This is a genomic window from Pseudomonas oplopanacis (genome assembly GCF_057128725.1).
This window is the reverse complement of record NZ_JBSKHV010000021.1, coordinates 35,524-51,408: the sequence shown is the minus strand read 5'-3', so window position 1 is coordinate 51,408 and position 15,885 is coordinate 35,524. Positions and strand designations below refer to the sequence as shown.

Genomic DNA, 15,885 nt, shown 5'->3' with positions numbered 1-15,885 from the left:
CGTCTAAATCAATGCGAGTCGGGGGGCGGATTTATTCGTTGAGTTTGGCGAGGATCTTGAAAATCACGGTGCCGAAAATGATCAGCATGCCGATCCACATGGCGAGTACGCCGGCGTTTTTGTCGCGAAAGTTGAAGCCGATGGCCAGCATGATCATCCCGACGAGAATCGGGACCAGCATGGCGTGAAACGAAGACATCGAGATCATGGAGACTGCCTTGTCTAAAGGAATAATTAAAGTTTAGGTGGCTTTGGGTGACCGAGAGTGATGTGCATCAAGCAAAGTGCTGCAGTGGCCGTGCTGCCGTCTTCGCGAGCAGGCTCGCTCCCACATTGGAATGCATTTCACCTGTGGGAGCGAGCCTGCTCGCGAAGCTTTTCAGGAGCTACGGCAATTCCTGGCAGGCGTAGAACGCGCTCAGCACTTTGACCAGATGCGCCAGGTCGTGGCTGCCGCACAGTTCGCGGATCGAGTGCATGGCAAACGTCGGCAGGCCGATGTCCACGGTGCGCACGCCCAGGTGGCTGGCGGTGATCGGGCCGATGGTCGAGCCACAACCCATGTCGCTGCGTACCACAAAGCTCTGCACCGGCACTTCTTCGGCCATGCACAGATGGCGGAAGAAACCGGCGGTTTCGCTGTTGGTGGCGTAGCGCTGGTTGCTGTTGACCTTGATCACCGGGCCGGCGTTGAGTTTCGGGCCGTGGTTGGCGTCATGCTTTTCCGCGTAGTTGGGGTGCACGCCGTGGGCGTTGTCGGCTGACACCAACAGGGATTTCTGGATGGTGCGCACGAACTCGTCACCTTCAGGCAGCAGGCGCCGCAGCGTCTGCTCGAGCATCGGGCCATCAGCGCCGCAGGCTGAACAGGAACCGACTTCTTCATGGTCGTTGCAGACCAGCACGCAGGTTTCGTCGGTTTCGGCGGTCAGCAACGCTTGCAGGCCGGCGTAGCACGACAGCAGGTTATCCAGGCGCGCGCCGGCGATGAAGTCACCGTGCAGGCCGATGATCGCAGCGCTTTGGGTGTCATAGAAACTAAGCTCGTAATCCAGCACGACGTCGGCGTTCAAACCATGTTCCAGCGCCAACTGGTTGGTGAGCACGGCGCGGAAATCCACGCGCTCGTCACCGGCGAATTGCGCGAGGATCGGCGGCAGTTCGGTCTGTGCGTTGATCGCCCAACCCATGTTGGCTTCACGGTTGAGGTGAATCGCCAGGTTCGGAATGGTCGCGATGGGCGCCTTGAAGTCGATCAGCTGGCTCTCGACCTTGCCATCACGGCGGAAGGTCACGCGGCCGGCGAGGGACAGGTCGCGGTCGAACCACGGCGCGAGCAACGCACCGCCGTAGACTTCAACGCCCAGTTGCCAGAAACCCTGACGCTGCAGTTCCGGCTGGGGCTTGACCCGCAGGCACGGGCTGTCGGTGTGCGCGCCTACCAGGCGAATACCACCATGCAGCGGCGAATGACGGCCCATCTTGATCGCGACGATAGAGGAGTCGTTACGGGTGACGTAGTAACGGCCATTGGCTTCGGTGGTCCAGGGCTCGCGCTCATCGAGTCGCACGAAACCGGCCGCTTCCAGACGCTGGACGAGGCTGGCAGTGGCATGGAACGGGGTAGGGGAGGCCTTGAGGAAGTCGATCAGGCCTTGGTTCAACTCTTCGCGCATAAGAAGCTCCAGACAGCAGTGGCGCCAGTTTAACGTATTGGTCAGAGAATTGGCGGTGGGCTGCGGGTGTGGAAAATCACTTGTTGGAGTGAGCAGGCTCACTCCAACAGGTTAAACATTGACTGTCAGAACGGTGCAGGGCACTCGAAACGCAGGCGCTCACCGGTTTGCGGGTGAGTGAAGCTGAGCATGCTGGCGTGCAGGCACAGGCGCGGCCAGGCGGCCAGGGCTTGCTCGTGGGCGTAGAGCCCGTCACCCAACAGCGGGTGACCGATGGAAAGCATGTGCACACGCAGTTGATGCGAGCGGCCGGTGATCGGCGTCAGTTCGACGCGGCACCAGTCGCCACAGCGTTCCAGCACCCGCCAGAACGTCAGGGCGTGCTTGCCGAATTCGTGGTCGACCACATGGCGTGGCTTGGTCGGCGGGTCATAGCGCAAGGGCAGGTCGATGCTGCCGCTGTCCAGTTCCGGCTGACCCCAGCACAGCGCTGTGTAGGCCTTTTCGGTTTCGCGGTCGTGAAATTGCCGGGACAACTCGCGATGAGTGTCAGGGTCTCGGGCCAGCAGGATGATGCCGGAGGTTTCCCAGTCCAGGCGATGGACGATTCGCGCTTCCGGGTAGCCGTTTTCTTGCAGGCGGGTAATCAGGCAGTCCTTGTTGTCATCGGCCCGGCCAGGGACGGAGAGCAACAGGGTCGGTTTGTTCACCACCAGTACGGCGGCGTCCTGATGAAGAATGTGGACATTGGACAACGGCATTAAAACAGCCTCGTAACAAACGCCAACGGCGGCTCAAGTCCCGTCCAGTGATAGAAGGGTCCTGAGCCGCCGTGGCTACCGCTGGATCGATTAACGATCCGGCAGGGTGATATTGAGTTCCAGAATCGAGCAGCTGCCCTGGTTTTCCAGAGCGACGTGCACGTCATCGGACCCGATATTGACGTACTTGCGGATCACTTCCACCAGTTCCTTCTGCAAGGCTGGCAAGTAGTCCGGGGTACTGCGTTGGCCGCGTTCATGCGCCACGATGATCTGTAGACGCTCTTTCGCTACCGATGCGGTACTTGGCTTCTTGTTGGCACGAAAGAAGTCAAAAATGTTCATTACCTACCTCCAAACAGGCGCTCGAAGAATCCCTTCTTCGTGACATCGAGAAAACGATGTTCCTTTTCTTTGCCCAGGAGGCGATCAACCGTATCGCTATAAGCCTGGCCCGCGTCGCTCTGGTCGTCGAGAATCACTGGCACACCCTGGTTGGAGGCCTTGAGGACCGCCTGGGATTCCGGGATCACGCCGAGCAATTTGATCGAGAGGATTTCCTTGACGTCTTCGACGCTGAGCATCTCGCCTTTCTCGACACGCTCCGGGTGGTAACGGGTAATCAGCAGGTGTTCCTTGATCTGCTCTTCGCCACGTTCGGCGCGACGGGATTTGCTGGCCAACAGGCCCAGCATGCGGTCCGAGTCACGTACCGAGGACACTTCCGGGTTGGTCACGACAATCGCTTCATCAGCGAAGTACATGGCCAGGTGGGCGCCTTTCTCGATGCCGGCCGGAGAGTCGCAGACCACGAATTCGAAGTCTTCTTTCAACGCCATCAGGACTTTTTCCACGCCTTCCACCGTCAGCGCGTCTTTGTCGCGGGTCTGACTGGCGGCCAGGACGTAGAGGTTTTCCAGACGCTTGTCTTTGATCAAGGCTTGTTGCAGGTTGGCTTCGCCGTTGACCACGTTGACGAAGTCATACACCACGCGGCGCTCGCAACCCATGATCAGGTCGAGGTTACGCAGGCCGACGTCGAAGTCGACGATGACTGTTTTGTGACCACGCAGAGCGAGGCCGGTACCGATAGCGGCGCTGGTGGTGGTCTTACCCACACCACCCTTGCCGGATGTAACCACGAGAATCTTGGCCAAGGTGTTTCACCCCTAAGGAAAAAGGACTTTTAGCCCCTGAAAAACATCTCTTGAAAAACTACTGCAGTCGGACAGCCTTGGCTGGAATCCGGTCCTGAGCGGGGTTTACCTCCGGTAAACACTGCTTTTGGCCGTTTTCCTACTTCGTTTGAGCCGTTTTCGCTACGTTTTAGAGATGCTTGGAAAATGCGGCAGTATCCGTTAAAGCCGAATGATGTTCAACACGTCGCCGGACAGGCTGACTTGCACACCCGCGCCCCACAAAGGGTCGCGACGCAGATCCTCGGAGACCTTGTAGTGGCCTGCGATGGACACCAGTTCAGCGCTCATTTGCTGACAGAAAATCCTGGCTTTCGTGTCGCCCTTGACGCCGGCCAACACTCGACCGCGCATCGGGCCGTATACATGGATGTTCCCATCGGCGAGAAGTTCCGCGCCTGGGCTGACCGAGGAGATCACCACCAAATCGCAACCCTGGGCATAAATCTGCTGGCCACCCCGTACTGGCGACGTAATGATTTTCGTCGGCTTGATGGTCGGTTCCGGCGGTTTTTCCGGTTTTTTCTTTACCTGACCTTCGAGGGGATCCAGCGCCCGCTCACGGGCACCGGACGGCGGCAGCACCGGCAGATCGACCGCAATGGCGGCCGCAATGTCTTCGATGCGGCTGGCGCGGATGGCCAGGGTGCGCAAGCCATGCTGGCGACAGACGCGCATCAGCCCCGGCAAATCCACTGCGCCTTCGCTGGCCGGGAGCTTGTCCAGGGCCAGCACCAGCGGGGCATTGCTGAAAAAATTAGGCGCCTGAGCGACCTTGGCGGCCAATTGCCGATCAAGGCTCTCGAGGTCGTTGCGGGCCAGTTCCAGCACGGTAATGGCGAGCATGCTGCCCTTCAACTGGAACACGGGATCCTGGTCTTGCGGTTCGGTTTGGCTCATGGTCGGCATACAACGGCTTGTCACTAAAAGTGCCGAGACTTATAACGAGAACGCCCGCAAGCCGCAAGCCGGGTCGAACGATGTAGAATGCGCGGCCATTGTCTTTCCGGAACCTTTAATGGATCGCCCGCGTTTTCGAAAAACATTTCTTATGCCGCGTTTCTGGCCGCTGTGGTGTGGCTTGGGGCTGTTGTGGCTGATTGTTCAGTTGCCGTATCCGGCGTTGCTGTTTGTCGGTCGCCTGCTCGGTGCCTTGATGTATCGGGTGGCCGGCGACCGACGGCGCATCGCCAAACGCAACCTTGAGCTGTGTTTCCCTGAAAAGTCGGCGGCTGAGCGCAAGCGCCTGCTCAAGGAAAACTTTGCCTCCACCGGCATCGCCTTCTTCGAAATGGCCATGAGCTGGTGGTGGTCGCGTCAGCGCCTGGCCAAACTGGCCCATGTCGAAGGCCTGGAGCACCTGAAAAAGGCCCAGCGCGACGGCAAGGGCGTGATCCTGATGGCGTTGCATTTCACCACGCTGGAAATCGGCGCGGCGCTGTTGGGGCAGCAGCACACCATCGACGGCATGTACCGCGAGCACAAGAACGCGCTGTTCGACTACGTCCAGCGCCGGGGTCGCGAACGGCACAACCTCGATTCGCTGGCGGTCGAGCGCGACGATGTGCGCGGCATGCTCAAGCTGCTGCGCGCCGGCCGCGCGATCTGGTACGCACCGGATCAGGACTACGGCGCCAAGCAAAGTATTTTCGTGCTGCTGTTCGGCATTCAGGCAGCCACCGTGACGGCCACCAGCAAGTTTGCGCGGCTGGGCAAGGCGTTGGTGGTGCCGTTCACTCAGGAGCGTCTGGCGGACGGCAGCGGCTATCGCCTGGTGATCCATGCGCCGCTCGAAGGTTTCCCCGGCGAGACCGAAGAAGCCGATTGCATCCGCATCAATCAGTGGGTCGAAGGCGCCTTGCGTGAATGCCCGGAGCAATACCTCTGGGCCCATCGTCGTTTCAAGAGCCGCCCACCCGGCGAACCCAAGCTGTACAAAAAACGCGGTTGACCCCTTTAAGCGCCATGGAGTGTTGCGATGAGTCCTGCTGAACCGGTTACAGGGTTGATTCTTTCCGGCGGCGGGGCTCGGGCGGCGTATCAGGTTGGCGTGCTGGCGGCGATTGCCGAGTTGCTGCCGCTGGGCGCGGCGAATCCGTTTCCGGTGATCGTCGGCACCTCGGCCGGGGCGATCAACGCGGTCAGTCTCGCCAGTGGCGCGATGGATTTTCGCGGCGCCATCGAGCGTTTGACCGCGTTCTGGCAGGGCTTTCGCAGCCATCTGGTGCTGCGCAGCGACTGGCCGGGCGTCATCCATCAGGCCAGCCGCTTTGTCAGTCACAGTTTGCTGGGGTTGGGCGCGCATGTACCGGTGGCGTTGCTCAACAGTTCGCCGCTGCGTGGCTTGCTCAACGACAAACTGAACATGGCCGGCATCGCCGAATCGATTGCCCAGAAGCAGTTGCAGGCAGTCGCGGTGACGGCGTTTGGCTACGAGTCCGGTCAGGCGGTCACCTTCTATCAGGGCGGTGGCACCATCGATTCGTGGCTGCGCCATCGGCGCATTGGCATTCCGACTCAATTGAGTGTCGAGCATTTGCTGGCCAGTTCGGCCATTCCATTGCTGTTCGCGCCGGTGAAAATCGGCGAGGAATACTTTGGCGACGGTGCGGTGCGCCAATCCGCGCCGATCAGCCCGGCCTTGCACCTGGGCGCCAGTCGCGTGCTGGTGGTGGGGGTTAGCGGCAACCCGCGTGGTGTCGACCCGCAGCAGCCGCTGCAACGCGCCTACACCGGACAACAGCCAACGCTGGCGCAGATCGGCGGGCACATGCTCAACAGTACGTTCATTGACAGCCTGGAAAGCGACATCGAGTTGTTGCAGCGTCTGAACCAGTTCAGTCACTTGATGCCCGCGGGTACGCCAACCCGTGCGCTGGGCGTGGCACCGGTGGAGGTGTTGGTGATTTCGCCGAGTCAGCCGATCGATGAAATTGCGGCGCGGCATCGGCAAGAATTACCGGCAGCGTTGCGCCTGTTTCTGCGTGGGCCGGGGGCCACGAAGACGAGCGGGGCGGGGGTGTTGAGTTATCTGCTGTTCGAGGCGGGGTATTGCAGCGAATTGATTGAGCTGGGGCGGCGGGATGCGCTGGCCAAGCGTGAGGAGCTTTGCCGGTTTCTTGGGTTGGCGGAGTCTGTGGCTACGGCTTGAGATTTTTTGTGTTGCGGCCATTCGCGAGCAGGCTCGCTCCCACAGTTGAAATGCATTCCAATGTGGGAGCGAGCCTGCTCGCAAAGACTTCCTTACAGGTGCTGCCAGATCAGAAGTGAACCTTGACCAGGAAGCTGGTCACGCTCTGGTCAGTCTTGAAGCCCTGGCTGTCTTCGATGCCGTACTTGTTTTTCCAGTAGTCGTATTCAACACCGACGTACAACTGCTTCGCGCCGAGATTCAGCGCCTTGCCCAAGTCATATTTGACCTGCGGATTGAAGTGCAGGTTGGCGTGGTATTCGCCTCTGCCGTTGACGTCGTTGTCGACGACCCAGTCCATGAAGCCGTCGACCACCACGTCCGATTCGCCCACCGGGATGGTGTAGGACCAGACCGGTGTGACCTGCCAGATGTTGTCGCCCGGACGGTCGCCTTCGGTGTGACGGTTGTAGAAGTTCAGCTGGAAGTAGTCGAAACCCGGAATCGCCAGGTCGAAACCAGGGCCGATCAGGTAGGACTCGGTATCGTCCTCGCCAAACTCGTAAGTCATGGCCAGCAGTACATCTTTGATCGGGCCGAATTCGAATTTCTGGTCGAAGATCTTGTTGAACGACAAGCGCGGGCTGAACTCGCCGTAGTGAGTGTTCTTGCCCGCGAAAGCGTCTTCCTTGCCGTTGTAGAAGATCTTGTCGATGAAGAAGAAGTTGTCGCCGTATTTCCAGCCATCGGCGTGTTCGAAGGTCACCGTCTGCTGGATGCGCGGGTTGACCTGGAAATCCTTACCGTACAGGTAAGTCAGGCTGTTGGTCTGCCATTGCAGCAGGTCGCCGGCCATGGCCTGGCCGCCGGCCAGTAAAGATCCCGCGAGCATCAGGCTGGTGCACGTACGTTTCATTCGGTTGCTCCCAAAAAGTAGGTGGTTCCACGTTATTTTTTTAAGCTCGGCGCTCTGGTGTGGCGCCTGTTTCTGTAGCGGTAAAAACTCATCCAATCGGTCAGCTTTAATGCTGTTAGCAAGAGCTGCGCCAAGGCTTTCAAAAAGCAAAAAAACTCCCGCTCGGCTGCTTGAAAACAGTCGATTGAGAGGGGGTATGGAGTGCCTTGGTACCGTCCAGAGCCGGGATAAGCTGGCTTTCTGGTCAGGAATTAAATCCGGGCTTTTTTTTAAAGCGGATTCAGGCGGCCGCGGAGAATACTGACTACTCGGCCAGGTCTCAAGTGCCCCGCAACAGCGCACCGACGACAGGTGTGGGGCACAGTTGGGAGAGGTTGGTCGCTCGTTGCAAAACGAGCGGCTTGAGTCGGTAAAAACCATCTGTTGCTTCCTCTTGTTTTTATTGTTGAGGCGCAGGCAGCCATGGGCTGCCGGAAGGCAGCCCTGTTCATGGGTTTTGATCAGTGCGTGTGAGCGGTGCAGTCGTTAATGGCCGCGCGTTCGGCGCCGCCAAGAATGTTGAACAGCAGGTTCAGCGTCAGGGCGCTGAGCGTGGCCATGGCGATACCGCTGTGGGTAATCGGGCTCATCCAGACCGGCAGGTGAGCAAAGAACTCGGGACGCACCACCGGGATCAACCCCATGCCGATGCTGACGGCCACCAACAGTTGATTTCGGCGGTCACCGATGTCGGCTTCCTGAAGAATCTTGATCCCGGTCGCGGCGACCATGCCGAACATCGCAATCGCTGCACCGCCGAGGACCGCTGGCGGAATCGACGCCACCAGGAAGGCGGCTTTGGGCAGCAGGCTCAAGACGATCAACAAACCGCCAGCGACGATGGTCACCGAACGGCAGCGCACGCCGGTCATCTGCACCAGGCCGATGTTCTGCGCGAATGAGGAGTGGGTGAAGGTGTTGAAGAACCCGGCGAAGAACGAGGCGCCGGCGTCACACAGCAAGCCGCGACGCAGCATCCGTGGGCAGACTTCCTGGCCGGTGATCTTGCCCAGGGCGAGGAACATCCCGGTGGACTCGACGAAGATAATCACCACCACCAGGCACATCGACAGAATCGGTGCGAGTTCAAACTTGGGCATGCCGAAATGCAGCGGGGTGACGAATTGCAGCCACGGCGCTTGTGCCATGCCGCTGAGGTCGACCATGCCGATCAGGCCGCAGAGCACGTAGCCCAGGCACATGCCGATCAGTACGGAAATGTTGACCCAGAATCCGCGCATGAAACGGTGCACCAGCAAAATAGTGCCCAGCACCAGCGCGGCGATGGTCAGGTAAATAGGCGAACCGAATTGCGTGGCGCTGGCACCGCCGCCGGCCCAGTTCACGGCCACGGGGAATAGCGACAAACCGATCGAGGTGATGACCGTGCCGGTCACCAGAGGCGGGAAGAAGCGTACGACTTTGGACATGAACGGCGCGATGAGCAGGCCGAAGAACCCGGCGGCGATGGTCGCGCCGAAGATCCCTTGCAGACCGATCCCGGGCATGCCGGCCATTGCAACCATGCTGCCGACGGCGGCGAAACTGGCGCCCATCATCACCGGCATGCGGATGCCCATGGGGCCGATGCCCAGCGACTGGACGATGGTGGCGATGCCGGCAACCAGCAGGTCGGCGTTAATCAGAAAGGCGATTTCTTCACGACTCAGGCCAGCGGCCTGTCCGATGATCAGCGGCACCGCGATGGCGCCGCCGTACATCAGCAAGACATGTTGCAGACCGACCAGGATCAGTTGCAAAAGGGGCAAGCGCTGAATGGCGGGTGCGTCGGGGATGCGCGCTTCGGATAGCTCGGACATGCAACACCTCGGATCTTTTTTATTCTTGTGATTGAACAGCTGTCGGGTTGCTCACAGCTGTTTTTTGCATCAGGGAAACCGCGTTGCGGCTATTCGCGAGCAGGCTCGCTCCCACAGGTATTGCACCACCCATGTGGGAGCGAGCCTGCTCGCGAAGCTTTTCAACGATTAATTGGTCTGGGCTCCCTGCACAATCCACGCACCGATCAGGTCACGTTCCTGCTGGGTCATCTGCGTGATGTTGCCCAGTGGCATGATCTGGCTGGTGACGGCCTGAGCCTGGATGCGCGGCGCGTTCTGGCGGATCTGCTCGGGGGTGTCGAACATCACACCGGCAGGCGCAGCACTGAACAGCGGGCTGGTCGGTTTGGCCGAGTGGCAAACCGCGCAACGCTCCTGAATCACGCTGTGGACCTTGTCGAAACCTGGGCCGGCGTTAGACGCCTGGGCAGGTGCGGCGGCGGGTGCTTCAGCGGGTTTGGCTTCAGCGGGTTTCAAACCACCGCCCACAGCCGTTTCCGGCAGCGGTTGGTATTCGATCTTCGCCGGCGCCTTGGCCACGTCCGGGCTGGTCATCGGCGCAGGGCCGGTGACGTAAGCCAGGCTGATCATGCCGACGGCGGCCACTGGCAGCGTCCAGGCGAACTTGTGGCTGTCATGACGGGTGTTGAAGTAGTGACGCACCAACACCGCCAGCACCGCGATCCCGGCCAGGATCAGCCAGTTGTATTGGCTGCCGTAAGTGCTTGGGAAGTGGTTGCTGATCATGATGAACAGCACCGGCAAGGTGAAGTAGTTGTTGTGACGCGAACGCAGCAAGCCTTTGGCTGGCAATGCCGGGTCCGGCGTGCGGTTCTCGGCGATCGCCGCAACCAGTGCGCGTTGCGCCGGCATGATGATGCGGAACACGTTGCCGACCATGATGGTGCCGATGATCGCGCCGACGTGCAGGTACGCACCACGACCGCTGAACACTTTGCTGAAGCCGTAAGCGGCGCCAATGATCAGCACGAACAGGATGAAACCGAGCAGGGCAGGACGTTTGCCCAGGGCCGAGTCGCAGAGGAAGGAGTAGACGAACCAGCCGACGAACAGCGAGCCGATGCCCAACATGACACCTTCAGGGCCGCTCAGGCTGCTGCCCGGTGCCAGAAGGTAGAGCGTCGGGTTGGAGTAGAACACCACGCACAGCAGCGCGATCCCCGACATCCAGGTGAAGTAGGCTTCCCATTTGAACCAGTGCAGGTTGTCCGGCATGGTCGGTGGAGCCAGTTTGTATTTTTCCAGGTGATAGATACCGCCGCCGTGGATCGCCCACAGATCGCCCGCCAGACCACTTTTCGGGTTGACCCGATTGAGGTTGTTTTCCAGCCAGACGAAATAGAACGACGCACCGATCCAGGCCACGCCAGTAATCATGTGAACCCAGCGTACGCTCAGGTTCAGCCATTCGAACAGATGTGCTTCCACAGTCTTTACCTCTCGCCTGTCACTCTGTTGTCGAGTGATCAGACCTTCTCTTATTGGTGGGGGGCGAGGATCAAACGCTCATCCTCTTTGAAAAAATGCTCATCGCAGTTATTGCCTGTGCCACTGCGATCAACCACCAGGAAGTCATCCCGCTTTTCGATCGTCAGCACCGGATGGTGCCAAACGCCGCGATGGTAATTAATGCCCTGCCTGCCGTTGGTGACGAAGGCGCGGACCAAGCCTGATACAGGTTCATCGCCAAGTGGCGCGACCACGATCAGAAAAGGGTTGCCGAGCAGCGGAATAAACGCCTGGCTGCCCAGCGGGTGACGCTCCAGCATGCTGACGGTCAGCGGCATGTCCTGCGCGTCGGCGCGGAAGATGCTGATGATCGCGTTGTCTTCTGGCTTGGCGGTTTCCACCGTCGCCAGTTTATGAAAGCGCATGGTCGAACCGTTGTTGATCATGAAGTGATCGCTGCCGTCGGTTTCGATCACGTCACCGAAAGGGGCGAAGGCTTCTTTGGTCAGCGGTTCAATCGTCAGTGTGCGCATGCTGTTCTTATCCGAATTCTGTGTTGTTGGTTCTATTGCTTTCGCGAGCAGGCTCGCTCCCACATTTGGAATGCAGTCCCCTGTGGGAGCGAGCCTGCTCGCGAATGGCCTCACCGCTTATTTAGCGACCTTGCCGAGAACGCGCAGGCGGCTCACACCACCGTCCGGGAACACGTTCAGGCGGATGTGGGTGATCGGGCCCAGTGCCTTGATCTGCTCGGCGAAGGTGTGTTCGGCGTGCATTTCCAGTTTCTGCGCCGGCAGCAATTCGCGCCAGAACAACGATTGGGTTTCGATCTGGCTGTCGGTGCCACCTTTCACGAATGCGCCCTGGATCGAGCAGGTGTCCGGGTAGTTGCCCTTGAAGTGCAGGGTGTCGACGATGACTTTCTCGACTTCACCGGCATGGCCCAACGCGACGATCACCCAGTCATTGCCCGGGGTACGACGACGTGCAGTTTCCCAGCCGTCGCCCATGTTGATGCCACGGCCCGGGTTGAGGATGTTGCTCATGCGACCGAAGTGTTCGTCGGAGCAGGCGAGGGCGCGGCCACCGTTGAGGGCTGCGGCCAGGTCGATTTGCTCGTTGTCGCCCACAGCGGACCAGTCGCGGTGCGGCACGCCGTACACACGCAGACGGGCCACGCCGCCATCCGGGTAGATGTTGAAGCGCAGGTGACTGAACGCCTGATCGTTGTTGATTTCGTGGAAGTGGTGGCTGTTGCCTTGCAGCTCGACGGCCGACAGCACTTCAACCCACTGGGTGTTTTCAGTCGGCTCGCCTTCAGCCAGGAAACAGGCTTCCAGGGAGGCCGACGGCGGGAAGTTGCCGGTGAAGAATGAAGTGTCGATGTCGACGCCTTTGATCGAGCCCGGTACACCGAGGCGGATCACCGCGCTGTCGTAGCCTTCGAAGCGCTTGCGGCGCGACTCCCAGCCGTCCATCCACTTGCCGTTGTCATCGAACACGCCTTCTTTCCACACAGCCGGGGTCGGCTGGAACAGGCGGTTGGCATCAGCGAACCAGTCATCGGTGACCGAGATGATTTTGGTGCCCAAGCGGGCATCGGCCAGGTTGACGAACTTCTCGAAAGGTACGGCGTAAGCTTTCATTCTTCTTGTCTGCCTTTAATAAGTTGGCTTGGGATGCTTGCAGTGCCCTGGGCGATGTATGTATGCGTTCAATGTCGCTCGGGCAAAGCTCGCTATAGGGTCAGTAAACGGAACAACGCAATCTTGTTGATCTCTGCCAGCGCGCATTTGAATTCGGTGTCGACCGAGTTGTGAATACGCGTTTCGAACGCCGCGAGGATCTGATGCCGGTTGCTGCCTTTTACCGCCATGATGAAGGGAAACTTGAACTTGGCTTTGTAGGCGTCGTTCAGCTCGGTGAAGCGCTGGAACTCTTCGGCCGTGCATTGGTGAATACCCGCGCCAGACTGTTCTTCAGTGCTGGCTGCGGTAAGCTGGCCCTGGACGGCGGCTTTGCCGGCCAGGTCCGGGTGAGCGTTGATCAAAGCCAACTGGCTTGCGTGATCAGCGCTCAACAGGATGTCGCTCATGCGCTGGTGCAGGGTTTCGATCTCGTCGATCGAAGCGTCCTGGCCCAGGTCGAAGGCCTTTTCGGCCACCCATGGCGAATGTTCGTAGATGTCGGCGAATGCGGCGACGAATGCGTCGCGGCTCAGGCTCGATGGCTTCAGCGTTTGAAAGGTGCTCATTGGGCAGCCCCTTGGTACGGGTGGGTTTCGTGCCAGTGGCGAGCGATGTCGACACGACGGCTGAACCACACCTGTTCATGACTTTTAGCGTATTCGATAAAGCGCTTGAGCGAAGCCAGACGCGCCGGACGGCCGATCAGGCGGCAGTGCAGGCCGATCGACAGCATCTTCGGTGCATCGGCGCCTTCAGCGTACAGAACGTCGAAGGCGTCCTTGAGGTATTCAAAAAAGTCGTCGCCCTTGTTGAAACCCTGGACCTGGGTGAAGCGCATGTCGTTGGTGTCCAGGGTGTACGGGATCACCAAGTGCGGCTTACCGGTCGGGTTGTTCGGTTCCCAGTAGGGCAGGTCGTCGTCGTAGGTGTCGCAGTCGTAGAGGAAACCGCCTTCTTCCATCACCAGGCGACGGGTGTTCGGGCCAGTGCGGCCGGTGTACCAGCCGAGTGGGCGTTCGCCGGTGATTTCGGTGAGCACGCGGATCGCTTCGAGCATGTGCTCGCGTTCCTGCGCTTCGTCCATGTATTGATAGTCGATCCAGCGGTAACCGTGGCTGCAGATCTCGTGGCCGGCATCGACCATCGCGCGGATCACGTCCGGGTGGCGCTGAGCGGCCATGGCAACGGCGAAGATGGTCAGAGGAATGTCGAATTCCTTGAACAGTTTCAGAATCCGCCAGACGCCGGCACGGCTGCCATACTCGTAAAGGGATTCCATGCTCATGTTGCGCGCGCCTTGCAGCGGCTGCGCCGACACCATCTCGGAAAGGAAGGCTTCAGATTCTTTATCGCCGTGCAGGATGTTGCGCTCGCCGCCTTCTTCGTAATTGAGTACGAAAGACAGGGCGATGCGGGCATTGCCCGGCCAGTGTGGGTGAGGAGGGTTACTGCCGTAACCGATCAGGTCGCGTGGGTAGTCAGCGCTCACTGCAGTCTTCCTTCTTATTCGTGTTGACAGGTTGTGTGGCGCCTTGGCGATGAAAGTCAGGCTGGCGTCACAGCGATGGGCTGATTGTATACAACTTTATATTCAATTTGTAAGCCTGAATTTCTGCATTTTTCGCGAACTGTCATGAATAGCTGGTATTGCAAGAAACCTGCCTGACTGGTCAGCTCTAGGATAGAAGGTCCGCTGATCGTATGGCGTGGTTATAAATTCGCTGCAAATTCCCGACTGGCGGGCATGGCGGGAAAAATGTCGTTTTTATTGTGTACAATTTTTTTGAAAAGTGTCTTAATCAATCGCTCGCCGCAGTGATTCGTGCTCCGAATCGGTGCGGTCTCCTTTTCAACTGACTTCGGGAGGCGCGAGGTCTGACTGCTCTACGCAGGCAGGCGCGCAGAATCAATGGGACGTTTGACTACACACGTTTTGGACGCTGCACACGGTTGCCCGGGCAGCTCGATCAAGGTCGAGCTATACCGTGTTGAAGGTTCTCAGCTGGAATTGGTCGCCAGCGCGACAACCAACAGCGATGGGCGTGTCGATGCTCCGCTGCTGCAAGGCGATGACTACCGCACCGGGGTCTATCAGGTTCAGTTTCATGCGGGCGATTACTACCGCGCCCGTGGCGTTCAGCTGCCGGAGCCGGCGTTTCTCGATGTAGTGGTGCTGCGATTCGGCATCTCTGCGGAACAGGATCACTACCATGTGCCGCTGCTGATTTCGCCCTACAGCTATTCCACGTACCGCGGCAGCTGATCCCCCAAGCAGCTGCCTCAACCTGGAAGCGACTGCGCATATAGCTTCTTTGGTCTTTCGCCCGCTCACACTGCGGGCTTTTTTTCGTCCTTGAGAAATGGGTTGTCTGGGCTGATGCCATCGCGAGCAAGCTCGCTCCCACAGGGGATGTGTGATCAACACAAAACTAATGTGGGAGCGAGCCTGCTCGCGAAGCTTTTGCTTTTATCGGCTTAGAAGGGATGCAGCGCCTGCACCCCCAAACAACCCCGCACTGACCCGGTTAAACCAGCTCTGTCCCTTGCCACTGCGCAGATACCGCGCCGCACCATGCGCACCCAGCCCATAAGCCAACTTGCACAGCAGGTCGAGCACGGTCCAGGTTGCAATCATCACCAGCAACTGCGGCAGGAACGGTTGTTCCGCGCTCAAAAACTGCGGCAGGAAAGCGGCGAAAAACAGAATGTCTTTCGGATTGCTCGCACCCAGCACGAACGCGCGGCCGAACAGCGCACGAAAGCGTGGCACCGGCGCCGCTTGAGGTACTTCGGCGCCCACCGATGGCTGACGCGATTGTTGCCAGCTCTGCCAGGCGAGGTAAAACAGGTACAGCGCCCCTACGATTTTCAGCGCGCTGAACAGCTGTTCCGACGCCAGCAGCAAGGCGCCAAGACCCAGTGCGGAAGCGCTGAGCAAGCAGATCGAAGCAATCACCCCACCGAGAAACGCCGGGTAAGAGCGGCGCAAACCGTAATTCAGACTGTTGCTGATCATCAGCAATGACAGAGGCCCCGGGATCAAGATCACCACCAGCGCAGCGCCGCTGAACAGCAGCCAGGTTTCCAGACTCATCACTTTCCTCCTAATGTGCAAAAGCCCCACCCGGCGGGGTGAGGCTGTTTTGAAACACTGTTTTTGAAACGTCG

17 protein-coding genes are annotated in these 15,885 nt (G+C 59.3%); 3 read left to right on the top strand and 14 right to left on the bottom strand.

The window, feature by feature from the left end; all coding sequences use genetic code 11:
- Window positions 1–31: 31 nt before the first annotated feature.
- From ACWKV5_RS27710 to minC, 6 genes are all read right to left on the bottom strand, one after another.
- Complete coding sequence (locus tag ACWKV5_RS27710) at window positions 32–208, bottom strand: hypothetical protein (protein WP_483843838.1); 177 nt, start codon at window positions 206–208, stop codon at window positions 32–34.
- Between the two features lie 178 nt (window positions 209–386).
- Window positions 387–1,676: a M18 family aminopeptidase gene (locus tag ACWKV5_RS27705; protein WP_027922480.1), complete on the bottom strand. Its 1,290-nt coding sequence runs from the start codon at window positions 1,674–1,676 to the stop codon at window positions 387–389.
- Window positions 1,677–1,801: 125 nt separating this feature from the next.
- The gene (locus ACWKV5_RS27700) at window positions 1,802–2,437 is read right to left on the bottom strand and encodes an RluA family pseudouridine synthase (RefSeq protein WP_027922481.1); all 636 of its coding nucleotides are present in this window, start codon (window positions 2,435–2,437) and stop codon (window positions 1,802–1,804) included.
- A gap of 90 nt (window positions 2,438–2,527) precedes the next feature.
- Complete coding sequence (gene minE, locus ACWKV5_RS27695; RefSeq protein WP_007944431.1) at window positions 2,528–2,782, bottom strand: cell division topological specificity factor MinE; 255 nt, start codon at window positions 2,780–2,782, stop codon at window positions 2,528–2,530.
- Window positions 2,782–3,594 carry a septum site-determining protein MinD gene (gene minD / locus ACWKV5_RS27690; protein ID WP_414876892.1) on the bottom strand — a complete coding sequence of 271 codons (813 nt, stop codon included), beginning with the start codon at window positions 3,592–3,594 and terminating at the stop codon, window positions 2,782–2,784. The genes minE and minD overlap by 1 nt, the downstream gene beginning before the upstream one ends.
- A gap of 201 nt (window positions 3,595–3,795) precedes the next feature.
- Window positions 3,796–4,533, bottom strand: coding sequence for a septum site-determining protein MinC (minC, locus tag ACWKV5_RS27685; RefSeq protein WP_483843837.1), 738 nt, complete (start codon window positions 4,531–4,533; stop codon window positions 3,796–3,798).
- Window positions 4,534–4,651: 118 nt separating this feature from the next.
- On the opposite strand from minC, the gene ACWKV5_RS27680 reads away from it, so the two are divergent.
- On the top strand, window positions 4,652–5,584 hold the full coding sequence (locus tag ACWKV5_RS27680) for a lipid A biosynthesis lauroyl acyltransferase (protein WP_483843836.1): 933 nt from the start codon (window positions 4,652–4,654) through the stop codon (window positions 5,582–5,584).
- 27 nt (window positions 5,585–5,611) lie between these two features.
- Window positions 5,612–6,784 carry a patatin-like phospholipase family protein gene (locus ACWKV5_RS27675; RefSeq protein WP_483843835.1) on the top strand — a complete coding sequence of 391 codons (1,173 nt, stop codon included), beginning with the start codon at window positions 5,612–5,614 and terminating at the stop codon, window positions 6,782–6,784.
- Window positions 6,785–6,893: 109 nt separating this feature from the next.
- Here the strand turns inward: ACWKV5_RS27675 and ACWKV5_RS27670 are convergent, their stop codons facing one another.
- From ACWKV5_RS27670 to puuE, 7 genes are all read right to left on the bottom strand, one after another.
- Entirely contained in the window at window positions 6,894–7,679 is a 786-nt protein-coding gene (locus ACWKV5_RS27670) for an outer membrane protein OmpK (RefSeq protein ID WP_483843834.1), read from the bottom strand.
- A 500-nt stretch (window positions 7,680–8,179) separates the two neighbouring features.
- A complete protein-coding gene (locus ACWKV5_RS27665) occupies window positions 8,180–9,538 on the bottom strand; it encodes a nucleobase:cation symporter-2 family protein (protein ID WP_483843833.1) in 1,359 nt (452 codons plus the stop codon).
- 168 nt (window positions 9,539–9,706) lie between these two features.
- A complete protein-coding gene (locus tag ACWKV5_RS27660) occupies window positions 9,707–11,008 on the bottom strand; it encodes a urate hydroxylase PuuD (RefSeq protein WP_223513944.1) in 1,302 nt (433 codons plus the stop codon).
- Between the two features lie 50 nt (window positions 11,009–11,058).
- Complete coding sequence (locus ACWKV5_RS27655; protein ID WP_008146154.1) at window positions 11,059–11,562, bottom strand: ureidoglycolate lyase; 504 nt, start codon at window positions 11,560–11,562, stop codon at window positions 11,059–11,061.
- A 117-nt stretch (window positions 11,563–11,679) separates the two neighbouring features.
- A complete protein-coding gene (alc, locus tag ACWKV5_RS27650) occupies window positions 11,680–12,675 on the bottom strand; it encodes an allantoicase (protein WP_121733428.1) in 996 nt (331 codons plus the stop codon).
- Between the two features lie 92 nt (window positions 12,676–12,767).
- Window positions 12,768–13,283, bottom strand: a complete 516-nt coding sequence (uraD, locus tag ACWKV5_RS27645) for a 2-oxo-4-hydroxy-4-carboxy-5-ureidoimidazoline decarboxylase (RefSeq protein WP_483843832.1) — start codon at window positions 13,281–13,283, stop codon at window positions 12,768–12,770.
- Complete coding sequence (gene puuE, locus ACWKV5_RS27640; RefSeq protein ID WP_483843831.1) at window positions 13,280–14,206, bottom strand: allantoinase PuuE; 927 nt, start codon at window positions 14,204–14,206, stop codon at window positions 13,280–13,282. Before puuE ends, uraD begins: the two co-directional genes overlap by 4 nt.
- Window positions 14,207–14,626: 420 nt before the next feature.
- Here puuE and uraH point away from each other — a divergent pair, with 420 nt between their 5' ends.
- Complete coding sequence (gene uraH, locus ACWKV5_RS27635; protein ID WP_042558430.1) at window positions 14,627–14,980, top strand: hydroxyisourate hydrolase; 354 nt, start codon at window positions 14,627–14,629, stop codon at window positions 14,978–14,980.
- A gap of 204 nt (window positions 14,981–15,184) precedes the next feature.
- Here uraH and ACWKV5_RS27630 read toward each other — a convergent pair whose 3' ends face one another.
- On the bottom strand, window positions 15,185–15,811 hold the full coding sequence (locus ACWKV5_RS27630; protein WP_077430609.1) for a LysE family translocator: 627 nt from the start codon (window positions 15,809–15,811) through the stop codon (window positions 15,185–15,187).
- Window positions 15,812–15,885 lie beyond the last annotated feature (74 nt).

What these genes read in the sequence shown, in the direction of transcription:
- minE (WP_007944431.1), bottom strand. Translation starts at nt 2,782, where the DNA reads ATGAACATTTTTGACTTCTTTCGTGCCAACAAGAAGCCAAGTACCGCA.
- minC (WP_483843837.1), bottom strand. Translation starts at nt 4,533, where the DNA reads ATGAGCCAAACCGAACCGCAAGACCAGGATCCCGTGTTCCAGTTGAAG.
- ACWKV5_RS27680 (WP_483843836.1), top strand. Translation starts at nt 4,652, where the DNA reads ATGGATCGCCCGCGTTTTCGAAAAACATTTCTTATGCCGCGTTTCTGG.
- uraH (WP_042558430.1), top strand. Translation starts at nt 14,627, where the DNA reads ATGGGACGTTTGACTACACACGTTTTGGACGCTGCACACGGTTGCCCG.
- ACWKV5_RS27705 (WP_027922480.1), bottom strand. Translation starts at nt 1,676, where the DNA reads ATGCGCGAAGAGTTGAACCAAGGCCTGATCGACTTCCTCAAGGCCTCC.
- ACWKV5_RS27670 (WP_483843834.1), bottom strand. Translation starts at nt 7,679, where the DNA reads ATGAAACGTACGTGCACCAGCCTGATGCTCGCGGGATCTTTACTGGCC.
- ACWKV5_RS27700 (WP_027922481.1), bottom strand. Translation starts at nt 2,437, where the DNA reads ATGCCGTTGTCCAATGTCCACATTCTTCATCAGGACGCCGCCGTACTG.
- ACWKV5_RS27630 (WP_077430609.1), bottom strand. Translation starts at nt 15,811, where the DNA reads ATGAGTCTGGAAACCTGGCTGCTGTTCAGCGGCGCTGCGCTGGTGGTG.
- ACWKV5_RS27710 (WP_483843838.1), bottom strand. Translation starts at nt 208, where the DNA reads ATGATCTCGATGTCTTCGTTTCACGCCATGCTGGTCCCGATTCTCGTC.
- ACWKV5_RS27675 (WP_483843835.1), top strand. Translation starts at nt 5,612, where the DNA reads ATGAGTCCTGCTGAACCGGTTACAGGGTTGATTCTTTCCGGCGGCGGG.
- alc (WP_121733428.1), bottom strand. Translation starts at nt 12,675, where the DNA reads ATGAAAGCTTACGCCGTACCTTTCGAGAAGTTCGTCAACCTGGCCGAT.
- ACWKV5_RS27655 (WP_008146154.1), bottom strand. Translation starts at nt 11,562, where the DNA reads ATGCGCACACTGACGATTGAACCGCTGACCAAAGAAGCCTTCGCCCCT.
- ACWKV5_RS27665 (WP_483843833.1), bottom strand. Translation starts at nt 9,538, where the DNA reads ATGTCCGAGCTATCCGAAGCGCGCATCCCCGACGCACCCGCCATTCAG.
- uraD (WP_483843832.1), bottom strand. Translation starts at nt 13,283, where the DNA reads ATGAGCACCTTTCAAACGCTGAAGCCATCGAGCCTGAGCCGCGACGCA.